Annotated in this window: 12 protein-coding genes; 6 read left to right on the top strand and 6 right to left on the bottom strand. The window is 61.7% G+C overall.

The genetic code is table 11. From position 1 onward, the window contains the following. Positions 1-53 precede the first annotated feature (53 nt). The 5 genes from PSH84_RS04295 to fabB all read left to right on the top strand — a co-directional run bounded on the left by PSH84_RS04295 (position 54) and on the right by fabB (position 7,016). Entirely contained in the window at positions 54-2,177 is a 2,124-nt protein-coding gene (locus PSH84_RS04295) for a TonB-dependent receptor plug domain-containing protein (protein WP_122565944.1), read from the top strand. After that, positions 2,178-3,110 (top strand): ABC transporter substrate-binding protein, encoded by a 933-nt coding sequence (locus PSH84_RS04290; RefSeq protein ID WP_122565945.1) that lies wholly within the window; start codon positions 2,178-2,180, stop codon positions 3,108-3,110. It abuts the gene before it with no gap. Continuing rightward, complete coding sequence (locus PSH84_RS04285) at positions 3,107-5,020, top strand: ATP-binding protein (RefSeq protein WP_305467917.1); 1,914 nt, start codon at positions 3,107-3,109, stop codon at positions 5,018-5,020. Before PSH84_RS04290 ends, PSH84_RS04285 begins: the two co-directional genes overlap by 4 nt. A 248-nt stretch (positions 5,021-5,268) precedes the next feature. Then, positions 5,269-5,784 carry a 3-hydroxyacyl-[acyl-carrier-protein] dehydratase FabA gene (gene fabA, locus PSH84_RS04280; RefSeq protein WP_003204400.1) on the top strand — a complete coding sequence of 172 codons (516 nt, stop codon included), beginning with the start codon at positions 5,269-5,271 and terminating at the stop codon, positions 5,782-5,784. Between the two features lie 11 nt (positions 5,785-5,795). Then, on the top strand, positions 5,796-7,016 hold the full coding sequence (fabB, locus tag PSH84_RS04275) for a beta-ketoacyl-ACP synthase I (protein ID WP_122565947.1): 1,221 nt from the start codon (positions 5,796-5,798) through the stop codon (positions 7,014-7,016). A gap of 213 nt (positions 7,017-7,229) precedes the next feature. Here the strand turns inward: fabB and PSH84_RS04270 are convergent, their stop codons facing one another. Beyond that, on the bottom strand, positions 7,230-7,694 hold the full coding sequence (locus PSH84_RS04270; RefSeq protein WP_018610122.1) for a DUF3859 domain-containing protein: 465 nt from the start codon (positions 7,692-7,694) through the stop codon (positions 7,230-7,232). 133 nt (positions 7,695-7,827) lie between these two features. Then, positions 7,828-8,844: an amidohydrolase family protein gene (locus PSH84_RS04265; RefSeq protein ID WP_439800553.1), complete on the bottom strand. Its 1,017-nt coding sequence runs from the start codon at positions 8,842-8,844 to the stop codon at positions 7,828-7,830. Positions 8,845-8,970: 126 nt separating this feature from the next. Between PSH84_RS04265 and PSH84_RS04260 the strand changes: the two genes are divergently transcribed. Further along, on the top strand, positions 8,971-9,831 hold the full coding sequence (locus PSH84_RS04260) for a pirin family protein (protein WP_305467919.1): 861 nt from the start codon (positions 8,971-8,973) through the stop codon (positions 9,829-9,831). 153 nt (positions 9,832-9,984) lie between these two features. On the opposite strand, the gene PSH84_RS04255 is transcribed toward PSH84_RS04260, so the two are convergent. From PSH84_RS04255 to PSH84_RS04240, 4 genes are all read right to left on the bottom strand, one after another. Then, the gene (locus PSH84_RS04255) at positions 9,985-10,713 is read right to left on the bottom strand and encodes a dienelactone hydrolase family protein (RefSeq protein WP_122565950.1); all 729 of its coding nucleotides are present in this window, start codon (positions 10,711-10,713) and stop codon (positions 9,985-9,987) included. A 143-nt stretch (positions 10,714-10,856) separates the two neighbouring features. After that, a complete protein-coding gene (htpG, locus tag PSH84_RS04250; protein ID WP_060743152.1) occupies positions 10,857-12,761 on the bottom strand; it encodes a molecular chaperone HtpG in 1,905 nt (634 codons plus the stop codon). Positions 12,762-12,848: 87 nt separating this feature from the next. Next, positions 12,849-13,310, bottom strand: a complete 462-nt coding sequence (locus PSH84_RS04245) for a PaaI family thioesterase (protein ID WP_305482333.1) — start codon at positions 13,308-13,310, stop codon at positions 12,849-12,851. After that, on the bottom strand, positions 13,307-13,783 hold the full coding sequence (locus tag PSH84_RS04240) for a PaaI family thioesterase (protein WP_305482332.1): 477 nt from the start codon (positions 13,781-13,783) through the stop codon (positions 13,307-13,309). The genes PSH84_RS04245 and PSH84_RS04240 overlap by 4 nt, the downstream gene beginning before the upstream one ends. Positions 13,784-13,936 lie beyond the last annotated feature (153 nt).

Raw genomic sequence — 13,936 nt, 5'->3', positions numbered from 1 at the left:
TCGTTCAGCTCAGTTAACATGCCCGTCACCCACCCATTCTCATAGGCTGTGCCGTGTCCGTTGGCCCTTCCCGTTCAGGTTCGTCCCTGCTTTTGGCACTGATCATCAGCCCGCCAGTGCTGGCCGACGACTTGTTCGTGGACAGCCAGCCCCTGCCCCAGGTGCTGACGGCCACGCGCCTCAAGCAATCGCCGGCGGCGGTGCCGGGCAGCATGACCGTGCTCGACAGCGAGCTGATCAAGGCCAGCGGCGCCCGGGACATCAGCGAGCTGCTGCGCCTGGTACCGGGCATGATGGTCGGCAACATCACCGGCAACCAGGCCGCCGTGAACTACCATGGCACCAACGCCAGCGAAGCGCGCCGCATGCAAGTGCTGATCGACGGCCGCTCGGTGTACCGCGCCGGCCTGGCCACGGTGGACTGGAGCGATATTCCGGTGGCCATGGAAGACATCGAGCGGATCGAAGTCTTTCGCGGCCCCAACACCGTCAGTTATGGCGCCAACGCGCTGATGGCAGTGGTCAACATCATCACCCGCGCCCCGGCCGACAGCCACGGCACCCGGCTGAAAATTACCCGGGGCCAGCGTGGCATCAGCGACTGGTACGCCAGTCAGGGCAGCGGCTGGGAAGGCGGCGACCTGCGGCTGTCGCTGTCAGGCCAAGAAGATGATGGTTTTGACAGCGACCGCAACGGCGCCGACTACCGCGACAGCCGCCGCCTGAACCGCTTCAACCTGTCCGTCAGCCAGACCCTGGACGAACGGCAGAGCATCGACTGGCAATTGAACGCCAAGGATGGGACCAACCAGCGGCCTTATACCTACCGCCCCGTGTTCGCCGGGATTACCGCCGCCGGGGATAACTCCGACGTCATCGCCAAGGACTACGCCGGCTCACTGCGCTGGAACCTGGACCTGGACCCCGACCACAGCCTTTATGTACAAGGCTCGATCCAGCACTGGGATCGCCAGCAGACCTGGCGCGCCTGTGACGCCGAGGTGTCCTTCAGCCCACAACTGACCGACCTGTGGCAGCTCAACCCCAACTATGCCGAGAAGCTGGCGCGCAATATCCCCAGCTACATCAACAACGGCGCGCCAACCGGCACGCCACAGGAACAGGCGCTGGCCAATCAGGTGCTCGACCAGTGGCGCAACGGTGCCTCGCAAACCCTATGCGGCGATATCGACCAGAGCGCCCGGGAATCGCGCTACGACCTGGAGATCCAGGACACCCTGAGCCTGTCCGACAGCCTGCGACTGGTCACCGGCGCCAACTATCGCTACGACCGGGCCGACTCGGAGACGTACTTCAACGGCACCCTGGACGACACCACCTGGCGCCTGTTCGGCCAGCTCGAATGGCGGGCCACCGAGCATTGGCTGTTGCAGGGTGGCGCGATGTTCGAAGACACCCGTTTGACCGGCAGTTCGCTGACTCCGCGGGTCGCGGTCAACTACCTGATCACCCCGCGCCACGGCCTGCGGGCGGTGTACTCCGAAGCCGTGCGCTCGCCGGACATGTTCGAGAACAACGTCAACTGGAGCTATCAGGTCACCAACCTGCAACCCGCCGCCTTCGGCCAGAACAGTGCCCGTTACTTCGTCCGGACCCGCGGCCCGGGCAATCTGGAGCAAGAACACATGCGCTCCCGGGAACTGGGCTACAACGGTTACTTCGTGGACTTGGGCCTGGCCGTCGACGTGAAGCTGTTCCATGACGAAATCACCGGCATGATCAGCGAGCCGCTGCGCAACAATCAGTACATTGCCAGCAACGCCAATGAATCACAGTTCTCCGGGGTCGAGACCCAGTTCGACTGGCGCATGACCAGCACCGATCGCTTGCGCCTGACCTACGCCTATGTCGACGCCCAGGCCAGCAACCCTCTCGATGAACAACTGACCGCCCGCAACAGCGGTTCGGCCGGTTGGCTACGGGATTGGGGCCAGGGCTGGAACAGCGCACTGTTCTATTACGCCGCCGACGACCTCAACGGCTATCGCTTCGAACGGGTGGACACCCGCGTCGCCCGGCGCATTCCCCTGGGCAAGGCCAGCCTGGAGCTGGCGGGCGTCCTGCAGCAGCGCCTGGACAACCAACCCATGACCTTCGTCGACAACCGCTACGACGCCCGCCATGTCGTGTACTTCAGCGCGGAGTTGTCGTTCTAGATGTCCCGGCACTCACCCTGCAAGACGCCATTTCATGGCCGCCTGAGGCTGACCCTGTGCCTGGTGTTTGCCGGGTGGCTGGCAACCTTCCAAGCCCGGGCCGCCGAAATTCTGTTGACCGGCGCCGAGGACAGCCCCGGCGTGCAGTCTTTCACCCAGGCCCTGAAAACCCTGCGCCCCGAAGACAGCGTGCGGTTTACGTCGCTGGCCAACCTGCCGACGCCGGATAAGTTGCCGGACAATGTCCGCCTGGTCCTGCTTGACCTGCCCAGCCTGGAGTGGCGCCTGCAGGATGCCCAGGGGCCGGCCACCCTGGTCCTGCGCATCAGCCGCCAGCAAGCCCGCGACCGCCTGGGCGACGCTACGCCCGCGCACCTGAGCCTGCTGTGGAGTGACCCACCGATGGCGCGGCAATTGCGGCTGATCCGCACCATCCTGCCGCAAGTGCGACGGGTCGGCGTGCTATACGACACCCACAGTGAATTCCTGCTCAAGGACATCCGACAGGCCGCGGCACCGCTGGGCCTGGTGATCGTCAGCGAACGCTGGGACGACACCAGCGACAGCCGTCCCCTGCAAAACCTGCTGGGCCAGAGCGACGTGCTGCTGGGCCTCGATGACCCCGACTTGTACAACCCCAAGACCGTGAAGAACCTGTTGCTCAGCAGCTACGCCCGGCAACGCGCCCTGATCGGGCCGAGCGCCGCATTCGTCAAGGCCGGCAGCCTGGCCAGCACCTACAGCGACCAACACGACTGGCTGGCGATTCTCGACGACCTGCTCGACCGCCCCGCCACGACCTGGCCGCGCACGTTGTATCCGGACCGTTTCAAGGTCCTGGGCAACCGGCAGGTCTCCCGCTCGCTGGGAATCGAACCGATTGACGCCGAATCCGTCGCGGCAACGCTGGCCGAAGGAGAACACCGCCCATGACCTTGCGTCGCCGTTGGGACATCAACACCCGTACCCAGCTCATCGCCCTCGGCCCGGCGTTGCTGCTGACCTTGCTGCTGATCAGCTTCTTTACCTTCGTGCGGATCCAGGACTTGCGCCAGGAGCTCAATCACACCGGTCAACTGATCGCCAACCAACTGGCCCCCGCCACGGAGTACGGGGTGATTTCCGGCAACAACGAAGTGCTGGAAAGCCTGCTCACCGCGACCCTGGCCACCCCGCACGTGCGTTTCCTGGAGGTGCAGGACAGCACCGACAAGGTCCTGGTGTACGTCGAACAACCCGAGCAGGTCCACAGCCGTGCCCAGCAGATCGAAGTCTTCCAGGCCCCGGTGCGCCTGCAACGCATTGCCCTGAACAATGATTTCCTGCAAGGCAACAGCACCGCCGTCGAAGCGTCCGGCGAAGACTACCTGGGCCGCGTGATCGTCGGCATGTCCAGTGACGCCTTCAGCCAGCGGCAACAGGAGATCCTGTTCAAGGCCGCGATCCTCGCGCTGTTCGCCCTGCTGTTTACCTTCCTGGTGGCGCGCCGGCTGGCGACCAACCTGTCCCGGCCGATCCGCGACATCGGCAACGCGGTCAAGGCCATCCAGCAAGGCGACTACAGTACCCCGCTGCCGATCGTCGATGACGCCGAACTGGGCGCCTTGTCCCGGCACATCAACAACCTGGCCGACGGCCTGGAGCAAGCCAGCCGCGAACAGCACCAGGCCATGGCGCAGTTGATCAAGACCCGCGAAGAAGCGGAAAAAGCCAACAGCGCCAAGTCCGAGTTCCTGGCGATGATGAGCCATGAACTGCGCACGCCCATGAACGGCGTACTGGGTATGCTGCAGTTGTTGGAAACCACCCGCATGACCGACGAGCAGCACGAGTACACGGCACTGGCCTCGGAATCCACCGAACACCTGCTGAAGGTGATCAACGACATCCTCGATTTCTCGCGCATCGAACGCTCGGCCCTGGAACTGGAGCACATCCCGTTCAACCTGGCCGAACTGGTGGGCAGTTGCGCGCAGTCGTTCCAGCACAGCGCCGCGCAACGCAAGCTCGGCCTGGACCTGCTGGTCCCGGACGACATGCAGGCCTTGCAGGTGCAGGGCGATCCGACGCGGATACGGCAGATCCTGGTGAACCTGATCGGCAACGCGCTGAAATTCACCGAGCAAGGCCGCGTCACCGTGCAATGCCAGTGGCAGGCCCTGGATCACGAACTGCTGTGGTTCACCTGCACGGTGCGCGACAGTGGCATCGGTATCCCCGCCGAGAGCCTGGAGCGCATGTTCGACGCCTTCCAGCAGGCCGACAATTCGATTTCCCGGCGCTACGGCGGCACCGGCCTGGGCCTGCCGATCGCCCGCACCCTGGCTGAACGCATGGGCGGGACACTGCGGGCCCAGAGCGAAGAAGGCCAGGGCTCGGTGTTCACCCTCGAGATCCCGCTGGCCCTGTCGCGCCAGACGCCACCGACCCTGGCGCCGCGCCTGCCCACCGGCAATGGCAATGGCAATGGCAATGGCGAAGGTCGCAACGTGTTGCTGGTGGAAGACAATCCGGTCAACCAGACGGTGATCGAAGCCATGCTGCGCAGCCTGGGCTTCACCGTCAGCGTCGCCACCGATGGCGCCCAGGCCGTACGCAGCGCCGAAAGCCTGATTTTCGAAGCGATCCTCATGGATTGCCGATTGCCCATCATCGATGGCTACGAAGCCACGCGGCAGATCCGCCAATTGCCAGGCTGCGACGAGGTGCCGATCATCGCCCTGACGGCCAACGCCTTGCAGGGCGACCGCGAAGCCTGCCTCGCGGCAGGCATGAACGATTACCTGGCCAAGCCGTTCAAAAGGAACGACCTGCAGCAGATTCTGCAGCGCTGGGTGAATTAGAACAGGTCGCCGGACCATCTGTGACTGGCGTGAAAGGCGAAAGTGCGGCAGTCTTAGGCACCCGAACAAGCCTCGATTGGGGCTTGAATAAAAATTTCAGTGCACAGGTGTACATTCATTTCCCGTGTGCTGTGACTTTCACTACAACGCAATAGTCTATGAGTAGGCTGTCGATTCGAGGCATGAACGCTTCGATCGGCCGGGAAGATTTGCCCCACCCTGCCGCATGGGACTATTGAGGAGCTCGCATGACCAAACAAAACGCCTTTACCCGGGAAGATCTGCTGCGCTGCAGTCGCGGTGAGCTGTTCGGCCCAGGTAACGCGCAACTGCCCGCCCCGAACATGCTGATGGTGGATCGCATCACCCATATCAGCGAAGAGGGTGGCAAGTACGGCAAAGGTGAATTGGTCGCCGAGCTGGATATCACTCCGGACCTGTGGTTCTTCGCCTGCCACTTCGAAGGTGACCCGGTGATGCCGGGCTGCCTGGGCCTGGACGCCATGTGGCAACTGGTCGGTTTCTTCCTCGGCTGGCAAGGCCTGCCGGGTCGCGGTCGCGCCCTGGGTTCGGGCGAAGTGAAGTTCTTTGGTCAGGTCCTCCCGACCGCCAAGAAAATCACCTATAACATTCATATCAAACGCGTCCTCAAGGGCAAGCTGAACATGGCCATTGCCGATGGTTCGGTAGCCGTGGATGGTCGCGAGATCTACACCGCCGAAGGCCTCCGGGTCGGCGTTTTCACCTCCACTGACAACTTCTAAGGGTTATCCGCATGCGCCGCGTCGTTATCACTGGTCTGGGCATCGTTTCGTGCCTGGGCAATGACAAAGAGACCGTCTCCGCTAACCTGCGTGCAAGTCGCCCTGGCATCCGGTTCAACCCGGAATATGCCGAAATGGGTCTGCGTAGCCAGGTTTCCGGCTCCATTGACCTTCCCCTCGAAGAGCTGATCGATCGCAAGATCTACCGTTTCGTCGGCCATGCGGCGGCCTACGCCTACCTGGCCATGAAGGACGCCATCACTGACTCCGGCCTGACCGAAGAGCAAGTGTCCAACCCGCGCACCGGCCTGATCGCCGGCTCGGGCGGCGCCTCCACCTTGAATCAGATGGAAGCGCTGGACATCCTGCGCGAAAAAGGCGTTAAGCGCGTTGGCCCATACCGCGTCACGCGGACCATGAGCAGCACCGTTTCCGCCTGCCTGGCCACGCCGTTCAAGATCAAGGGCCTGAACTACTCCATCGCTTCCGCTTGCGCCACCAGTGCCCATTGCATCGGTACCGCCATGGAACAGATCCAGATGGGCAAGCAGGACATCGTGTTCGCCGGTGGCGGTGAAGAAGAACATTGGAGCCAGTCGTTCCTGTTCGACGCCATGGGCGCGCTGTCCAGCAAGCGCAACGACACCCCGGAAAAAGCTTCCCGTGCCTACGATGCCGACCGTGACGGTTTCGTCATCGCCGGCGGCGGCGGCATGGTCGTGGTCGAGGAGCTGGAACACGCCTTGGCCCGTGGCGCGAAGATCTACGCGGAAATCGTCGGCTACGGCGCCACTTCCGACGGCTACGACATGGTCGCACCAAGCGGTGAAGGCGCCGTACGTTGCATGCAGATGGCCATGTCCACCGTCGACGCACCGATCGACTACCTGAACACCCACGGCACCTCGACCCCGGTCGGCGACGTCGCGGAAATGAAGGGTGTGCGCGAAGTGTTCGGCGACAAGGCCCCGGCCATCAGCTCCACCAAGAGCCTGTCGGGTCACTCCCTGGGCGCCGCCGGCGTTCACGAAGCGATCTACTGCATGCTGATGATGGAAGGCAACTTCATGGCCGGTTCGGCCAACATCGACGAACTGGATCCGGAAGTGGCCGACCTGCCCATCCTGACCAAGACTCGCGAAGACGCCACCATCAATACCGTGATGAGCAACAGCTTCGGCTTCGGTGGCACCAACGCCACCTTGGTATTGAAGCGCTGGCAGGGCAAGTAAGCCCCGCCGCTAACGCCACACACAAAAACGCCCCGACTGGTTCGGGGCGTTTTTTTTGCCTGCTTACACCACAAAGTTTCTGTGGAAAACGCCCTTGTGGGAGCGAGCTTGCTCGCGATGGCGCCGGGTCAGTCAGTATTGAAGTTGGCTGATCCACCGCTATCGCGAGCAAGCTCGCTCCCACACAAGCTCGCTCCCACAGTTGACTCCAATTCAGCGCACGACAAACCGCTGCTGCGTCAGCAACCGATCACCCTGGAACACCATGAACCGCCACTCCCCCGGCACCACTTCGTGGCTTTCGGTGAATTCGTAGGCCATGACATCCTGAGGCGCGCCGGGCACCAGCTTCTGGATGACCTCGAACTTGTCGTGGCGCACGCCATCGGGGGTGCGGATACCAGGGGTGAAGTACAACAGGGTCAACGGCTGGTCGTCTGCGACCTTGCCGGCCAACTGATAGCGCATGCCGAACTTGGTGCCCAGCTTCGCCGGCACGCTCTCGGTCTGGCGAATCTGCTCGTTGCTGCGCCGCAGGACCCGCTCTCCCGATTGCAGCTCCGCTTGCGGCCCTTCGAAGACGCCATATTCCACCGGGCCTTCGACACGGACTTCGGCCTGTGCCAGGCCGCAGGTCAACAACAGCGCGACCAGTGCGCTTGAACGGGTGAGGTGCATAGTGCGCTCCTTGATTGAGATGAGCGCGAGGGTATGACGCGGGCGTGACAGGCTGATGACAAAGCGATGTTGGTCTGTGGGAGCAAAGCTTGCTCGCGATGCCGGCACTTCAGACTTCAAGACCGCATGACCTTCATCGCGGGCAAGCCTTGCTCCCACACAACACCGAAAGGAAGTTATCCCGCGCCACTTTCCTCGCCACGTCTTCTGGCAAGGCATCGAGGAACGGATCGAAACTGCGCAGTTCCTTGCCCAACTGATTGAAACGCCCGACGACATCCGACCCCACCATGAAACGCTCAGGAAAGCGTTCCACCAGCTTTACCCACTCGTCCCGGGGCTTGCCCGCCTTGTCCAGCAAGTACGGCGTGAGCACGCTCCAGGACAGGTCTATGTACAGATTGGGGTAGGCCTCGAGCAGGCGGCTCAGGGTCGGCAGCAGAAAATCCAAACGGGTCTGGTGGCGATGGATTTCCATACTGGTGCCGGCATGAGCCCAGATGAAGCGCGTGTGCGGGTGATTGCGCAGCGGCTCCTCGATTTCAGCCAGGTACAGCGGATTTCTCTCACGCTTGGAGGTGATGTTGGAATGCAGCATCACCGGCAGGTCGTTCTCGGCCGCCAAGTGATAGATCCGGGTCATGGCTTCGTTGTTGGCCCGCGGGGTATCGCCCGAGGTCAGCGCTGTCAGGTCGTCATGGCGGGTGAAGACCTCGCCGATGCCTTGCCACAAGCCCGGGTAGAGATCGAGCATGCGCTGGATGTGGGCGGCGGAGTTCTTGTCGTTGGGATTGAAGCCCGACAGGAACGGATGAAAGTGCTGGCGTTGCTCCTCGGTCAGCTTGCTCACTGCCGCCGCAACAATCACATCGGTGGCGCTGTACCAGTAGGCATCCGCGTCGTCACCGGCGTAATAACGTGGACGCTTGGGCTCGTCCTCATGCCATTTCTTGGCCACCGGCACACCGGAAATCATCACATGTTCGATGCGATTGTCCGCCATCGCCTGGAGCAGCTTGGGCATGCCGGCGGTTTCCTGAAAGAAATCGACGTAATGCAGGTGCGCATCGCTGTAGGCATATTCGCGGGCCACGGCGCTGCTACTCGAAACAACCAGCAGCCAGGCGAAGATCAAACGGGTCAAAGGCACGGGCAGTCTCCAGAAGCTATAAGCAACATAGACCCCCGCCGTCCCGCTCGGGTTCAAGGCGCATCTGCCGCCTCTGCCGGCGGCGGGTTATGCTTCGTGCGACCGTTGTTCAACCTGGAAGACAACATGACCACTCCCCTGACCGTTCGCCCCCGCGCCGAAGACGTAGAAGGCCAGCCGATTCTTCGCCCGCTGCCGTCCGCCAAATGCCGCAGCGTCGGGCCTTTCGTGTTTTTCGATCACATGCTGCAAACCACCTATCCGGCCGGCAAAGGCATGAACATCCGCCAACACCCGCATATCGGCCTGTCCACCCTCACCTATCTGTTCGAAGGCAAACTCCAACACAAGGACAGCCTGGGTTCCGACCAGGTAGTGGACGCCGGGGACGTCAGTTGGATGACCGCCGGCAGCGCCATCGCCCACGTCGAGCGCACTCCAGAATCATTGCTGGGCAACGCTTTCGTCATGCACGGGTTGCAAGTCTGGCTGGCCTCGCCCAAGTCCCACGAACAAGGCCCGGGGCACTACAGTCATCACCCGGCACACAGCCTGCCGGTCAGCGAGAACCTGGGGGTCAGCATCCGCATGATCGCCGGGTCAGGCTTTTGCCTGGAATCGCCAGTGCCGGTGCTCTCGCCTACGCTGTATGCCGAACTGCATCTGCAGACCGCGACGACGTTGCTGATTCCCACTGAGCATGAAGAACGGGCCCTGTACGTGCTGAGCGGCGAGGCACTATTGGATGGCGAGCCGGTAGAAGCCCATTCCCTGGTGATATTGCCGACAGGGCAAGAGATGACGCTGTGTGCCGACAGTGACTGCCACGCCGTGCTGTTCGGCGGTGCGCCGCTGGATGGACCGCGACGGATCAACTGGAATTTCGTCGCCAGCGACCCGGCCCGGATCGATGAAGCCCGCCGGCGCTGGGCCGCTGGGGACTGGCCGACTGTGCCGGGGGAAAGCGAGCGGATCGAGCTGCCCTAGATTCAGGGTTGTCTGTCAGGCAGTCATCGCGAGCAAGCTCGCTCCCACACTGGATCGATGTCATTCACAAATGCTGTGAACACCTCGGTCAAATGTGGGAGCGAGCTTGCTCGCGATGGCTGTGTATCAAACAACAGAGATCCAGCCCCTATCTCAGTCCTTGAACACCTCACCCAACAAGTTATGCATCGACCGGAACGCCCGACCGGCGACCTTGGCGTCGTACATCATCTTGCCCGGCACATTGGCCTGCGGATCGGTAAACGAGTGCACCGCACCGCCATAGCTCAGCAGTTGCCAATCCACCCCGGCGGCGTTCATTTCATCCTCGAAGGCCGGTAGCTGCTCTTTCGGCACCAGCGGGTCGGAGGCACCGTGCATCACCAACACCGCGCCCTTGATGTTCTGCGCATCGGCCGGGTTCGGTGTATCCAGGGTGCCATGGAATGAGATCGCAGCCTTCAGCGGTGCGCCGGTACGGGCCAATTCCAGGGCGCAGCAGCCACCGAAGCAGAAACCGAACGTGGCGAGGTTCGACGCATCGACCTTTGCTTCGCCCTGGCTCTGCAGTTGTTCGAACGCGGCCTGCATGCGCTTGCGCAACAAGGCCCGATCGTTCTTGAGAGGCATCATCGCCGCCCCCGCTTCATCGGCGTTGCTCGGGCGCACCGCCTGCCCATACAGGTCAGCAATCAACACCACATAACCGTTGGCCGCCACCGACTTGGCGATCTCCTCGGCACCCGCCCCTACGCCCATCCAGTTCGGCGCCATCAACAAACCCGGGCGCGGGCCCTGTTGGTTGATGTCGTAGGCCAGGCGGCCTTCATAACTTTGACCATCGATCTGATAGACCAGCGAACGAACCGTAACCTGACTCATGACGGACTCCTCTTGGTAAATGCCTGAAATGCAACCGTGGGAGCGAGCTTGCTCGCGATTCGGTCCAACCCTCAACGATGAGTTGACTGATCGACCGTCATCGCGAGCAAGCTCGCTCCCACAAGGAACTTTCCTGCGTCAGATTAAGCTGACAGTTCAACCAACAGCTTGTTCAGGCGACGCACATACGCCGCCGGATCCTTCAAGCTGTCGCCGGCCGCCAGGGCCGCCTGGTCGAACAGGATGTGCGACAGATCGCCGAAACGCTCTTCGCTCTGCTCGTTGTCGAGTTTTTCCACCAGCGGGTGGGCCGGGTTGAATTCGAAGATCGGCTTGGAGTCCGGGACTTTCTGGCCGCTGGCTTCGAGGATCTGGCGCATCTGCAGACCCAGGTCCTGCTCACCGATAGCCAGGATCGCCGGGGAGTCGGTCAGGCGGTGCGAGACACGCACTTCACTGACGGCGTCGCCCAGGGCTGTCTTGATCCGCTCGACCAAGCCTTCCTTGCTCTTGGCGACCTCTTCGGCGGCTTTCTTGTCTTCTTCCGAATCCAGGTTGCCGAGATCCAGGTCGCCACGGGCCACATCGACAAAGCTCTTGCCATCGAACTCGTTGAGGTAGCTCATCAGCCACTCGTCGATGCGGTCGGTCAGCAGCAGCACTTCGATGCCTTTCTTGCGGAAAACTTCCAGGTGCGGGCTGTTCTTGACCTGTGCATAAGTTTCACCGGTCAGGTAGTAGATCTTGTCCTGGCCTTCCTTGGCGCGGGCCAGGTAATCGGCCAGGCCAACGATCTGCTCGCCATCGTCACCCTGGGTCGACGCAAAGCGCAGCAGGCCGGCGATTTTCTCTTTGTTGGCGAAGTCCTCGGCCGGGCCTTCCTTCATCACCTGGCCGAAGTTCTTCCAGAAGCTCTTGTACTGCTCGGGCTCGTTCTTCGCCAGTTTTTCCAGCATGTCCAATACACGCTTGGTCAGCGCCGACTTCATGGAGTCGATGATCGGATCTTTCTGCAGGATTTCCCGCGAAACGTTCAGCGACAAATCGTTGGAATCCACTACACCCTTGATAAAGCGCAGGTACAGCGGCAGGAACGATTCGGCCTGGTCCATCACGAACACACGCTGCACGTACAGCTTCAGGCCACGTGGCGCTTCGCGCTGGTACAGGTCGAACGGCGCACGGGCCGGCACGTACAGCAGCGAGTTGTATTCCAGCTTGCCTTCGACCTTGTTATGGCTCCAGCTCAGCGGGTTCTCGTAGTCGTGGGCGATGTGCTTGTAGAACTCCTGGTATTCCTCGTCTTTCACTTCGGTGCGCGGACGGGTCCACAGGGCACTGGCGCGGTTGACGGTTTCCCATTCCACTTCAGGCTTCTCTTCGCCTTCAGCAGCGGTGACTTCCTTCGGCAGCTCGATGGGCAGCGCGATATGGTCGGAGTACTTCTTGATGATGTTGCGCAGACGCCAGCCATCGGCGAACTCGTCTTCGCCGGACTTGAGGTGCAGCACGATGCGGGTACCGCGATCAGCCTTGTCGACGGTGGCGACTTCGAATTCGCCCTCGCCCTTGGACGACCAGTGCACGCCTTCGCTCGCAGCGAGGCCGGCACGGCGGCTGAACACTTCGACCTGGTCGGCCACGATGAACGCCGAATAGAAACCGACGCCGAACTGACCGATCAGGTGGGAATCTTTCTTCTGATCGCCCGACAGGTTCTTCATGAAGTCGGCCGTGCCAGACTTGGCGATGGTGCCCAGGTGCGTGATCACCTCTTCGCGGCTCATGCCGATGCCGTTGTCTTCAAGGGTGACGGTTTTCGCGTCCTTGTCGAAGCTCACACGGATTTTCAGCTCAGCGCCGCCTTCCAGCAGTTCAGGCTTGGAAAGGGCTTCGAAACGTAATTTGTCGACAGCGTCAGAGGCGTTCGAAATCAGCTCGCGAAGGAAAATTTCCTTATTCGAATACAGCGAGTGAATCATCAGGTGCAGCAGTTGCTTCACCTCGGTCTGGAAGCCCAGGGTTTCCTTTTGAGTTTCCACGCTCATGGTCATCAAACTCCAAGTGGATGGTGGTGTCCGCCTCGCTGAGATTGGCGGCGGGATGTCCTCAAGGTGGGGGCAACGCTGATGATTTCAAGGGCGATCCGGTTTTGATGGCTCCTGGATCTTGAAATGCGCCCGGGCGGTGGCGATGGGTTCGGCCTCGACGTCTTGCCAGGCGGTGATCGCAACGTTGGCCACCCGCCTCCCCTGGCGCCAGACCTGGCATTTGGCATAGGTGTCGCGAAACTGCCCGGTGCGCAGGTAATCCAGGGAAAAGTCGATGATCTTTGGCACCCCCGGCGTGCCGGTGGCGATCAACAGGTGAACGGCGGCCGACAGCTCCATGAAGCCGGCAATGACCCCGCCATGGATGGCCGGCAGTAAAGGGTTACCAATATTGTCCTTGTTGGCTGGCAGGCGAAACACCAAGGCGTCACCCTCGCGTGTGCAGTCGACGCCGATGAGTCGGGCATAGGGGATCGAGGCGAGCAGCAGCGCGTAGTCGCCCTGCTCGCAGGCGCGGCGCAGTTGTTCCTGGGTGGTATTGGTCATGGCTGGCCCACGGCGGTTATCGGAAGGGTCTTCCCCATGCCCCTGGCATGCTGGCCCAGGCGCATGAACGTGCCCACCACATGGGCGATGGGTTGCTCGGGGTCGTCCTGATAGGCGAAACCTCGGGTGAAGATCACGTCCGGGGTCACCCGATAGCATTGAGCAAAGCCGTAGACGTCCTTGTGGGGCTCGGCGGCGTGCATGTAGTCGATGCGCAGGTCCAGGGTCGGACAGACCTCGAATTGCGGCAGCACACACAAGGTCGACATGCCGCACGCGCTGTCCATCAACGAGGTCAACGCGCCACCGTGGATGATGCCCGTCAGGGGATTGCCGACGATTTGCGGGCTGAACGGCAGGATGAGCGTTAGCCCGTCACGACTGGCGCTGTGCAACTTCAAGCCCAGCACCTGGCAATGCCGCAAGGCGGATAAAAAGCGCGTGGCACGCTCAAAAATGGGATCTTCAGCCATGTCCATCAATGCCCTTGTTCGTTTAGAGGCCTGGCAACAGCACGTTCGCTAAAGTTCCGCGACCGTGCAAAGTTATATATCTGTAGCAAAAGAGGAACTTAACCTGAGGGGGGTAGCTCAAAAGGCCAGTAGTTATTTCCATAAGGAGAAACA

This window comes from Pseudomonas beijingensis, assembly GCF_030687295.1.
Lineage (GTDB): Bacteria > Pseudomonadota > Gammaproteobacteria > Pseudomonadales > Pseudomonadaceae > Aquipseudomonas > Aquipseudomonas beijingensis.
This window is presented reverse-complemented; position numbering and strand designations above follow the sequence as displayed.

Excerpts from the sequence above, each read along its gene's own strand:
- PSH84_RS04270 (WP_018610122.1), bottom strand. The coding sequence starts at position 7,694 with ATGCACCTCACCCGTTCAAGCGCACTGGTCGCGCTGTTGTTGACCTGC.
- PSH84_RS04285 (WP_305467917.1), top strand. The coding sequence starts at position 3,107 with ATGACCTTGCGTCGCCGTTGGGACATCAACACCCGTACCCAGCTCATC.
- fabB (WP_122565947.1), top strand. The coding sequence starts at position 5,796 with ATGCGCCGCGTCGTTATCACTGGTCTGGGCATCGTTTCGTGCCTGGGC.
- PSH84_RS04255 (WP_122565950.1), bottom strand. The coding sequence starts at position 10,713 with ATGAGTCAGGTTACGGTTCGTTCGCTGGTCTATCAGATCGATGGTCAA.
- PSH84_RS04245 (WP_305482333.1), bottom strand. The coding sequence starts at position 13,310 with ATGACCAATACCACCCAGGAACAACTGCGCCGCGCCTGCGAGCAGGGC.
- PSH84_RS04260 (WP_305467919.1), top strand. The coding sequence starts at position 8,971 with ATGACCACTCCCCTGACCGTTCGCCCCCGCGCCGAAGACGTAGAAGGC.
- htpG (WP_060743152.1), bottom strand. The coding sequence starts at position 12,761 with ATGAGCGTGGAAACTCAAAAGGAAACCCTGGGCTTCCAGACCGAGGTG.
- PSH84_RS04240 (WP_305482332.1), bottom strand. The coding sequence starts at position 13,783 with ATGGCTGAAGATCCCATTTTTGAGCGTGCCACGCGCTTTTTATCCGCC.
- PSH84_RS04290 (WP_122565945.1), top strand. The coding sequence starts at position 2,178 with ATGTCCCGGCACTCACCCTGCAAGACGCCATTTCATGGCCGCCTGAGG.
- fabA (WP_003204400.1), top strand. The coding sequence starts at position 5,269 with ATGACCAAACAAAACGCCTTTACCCGGGAAGATCTGCTGCGCTGCAGT.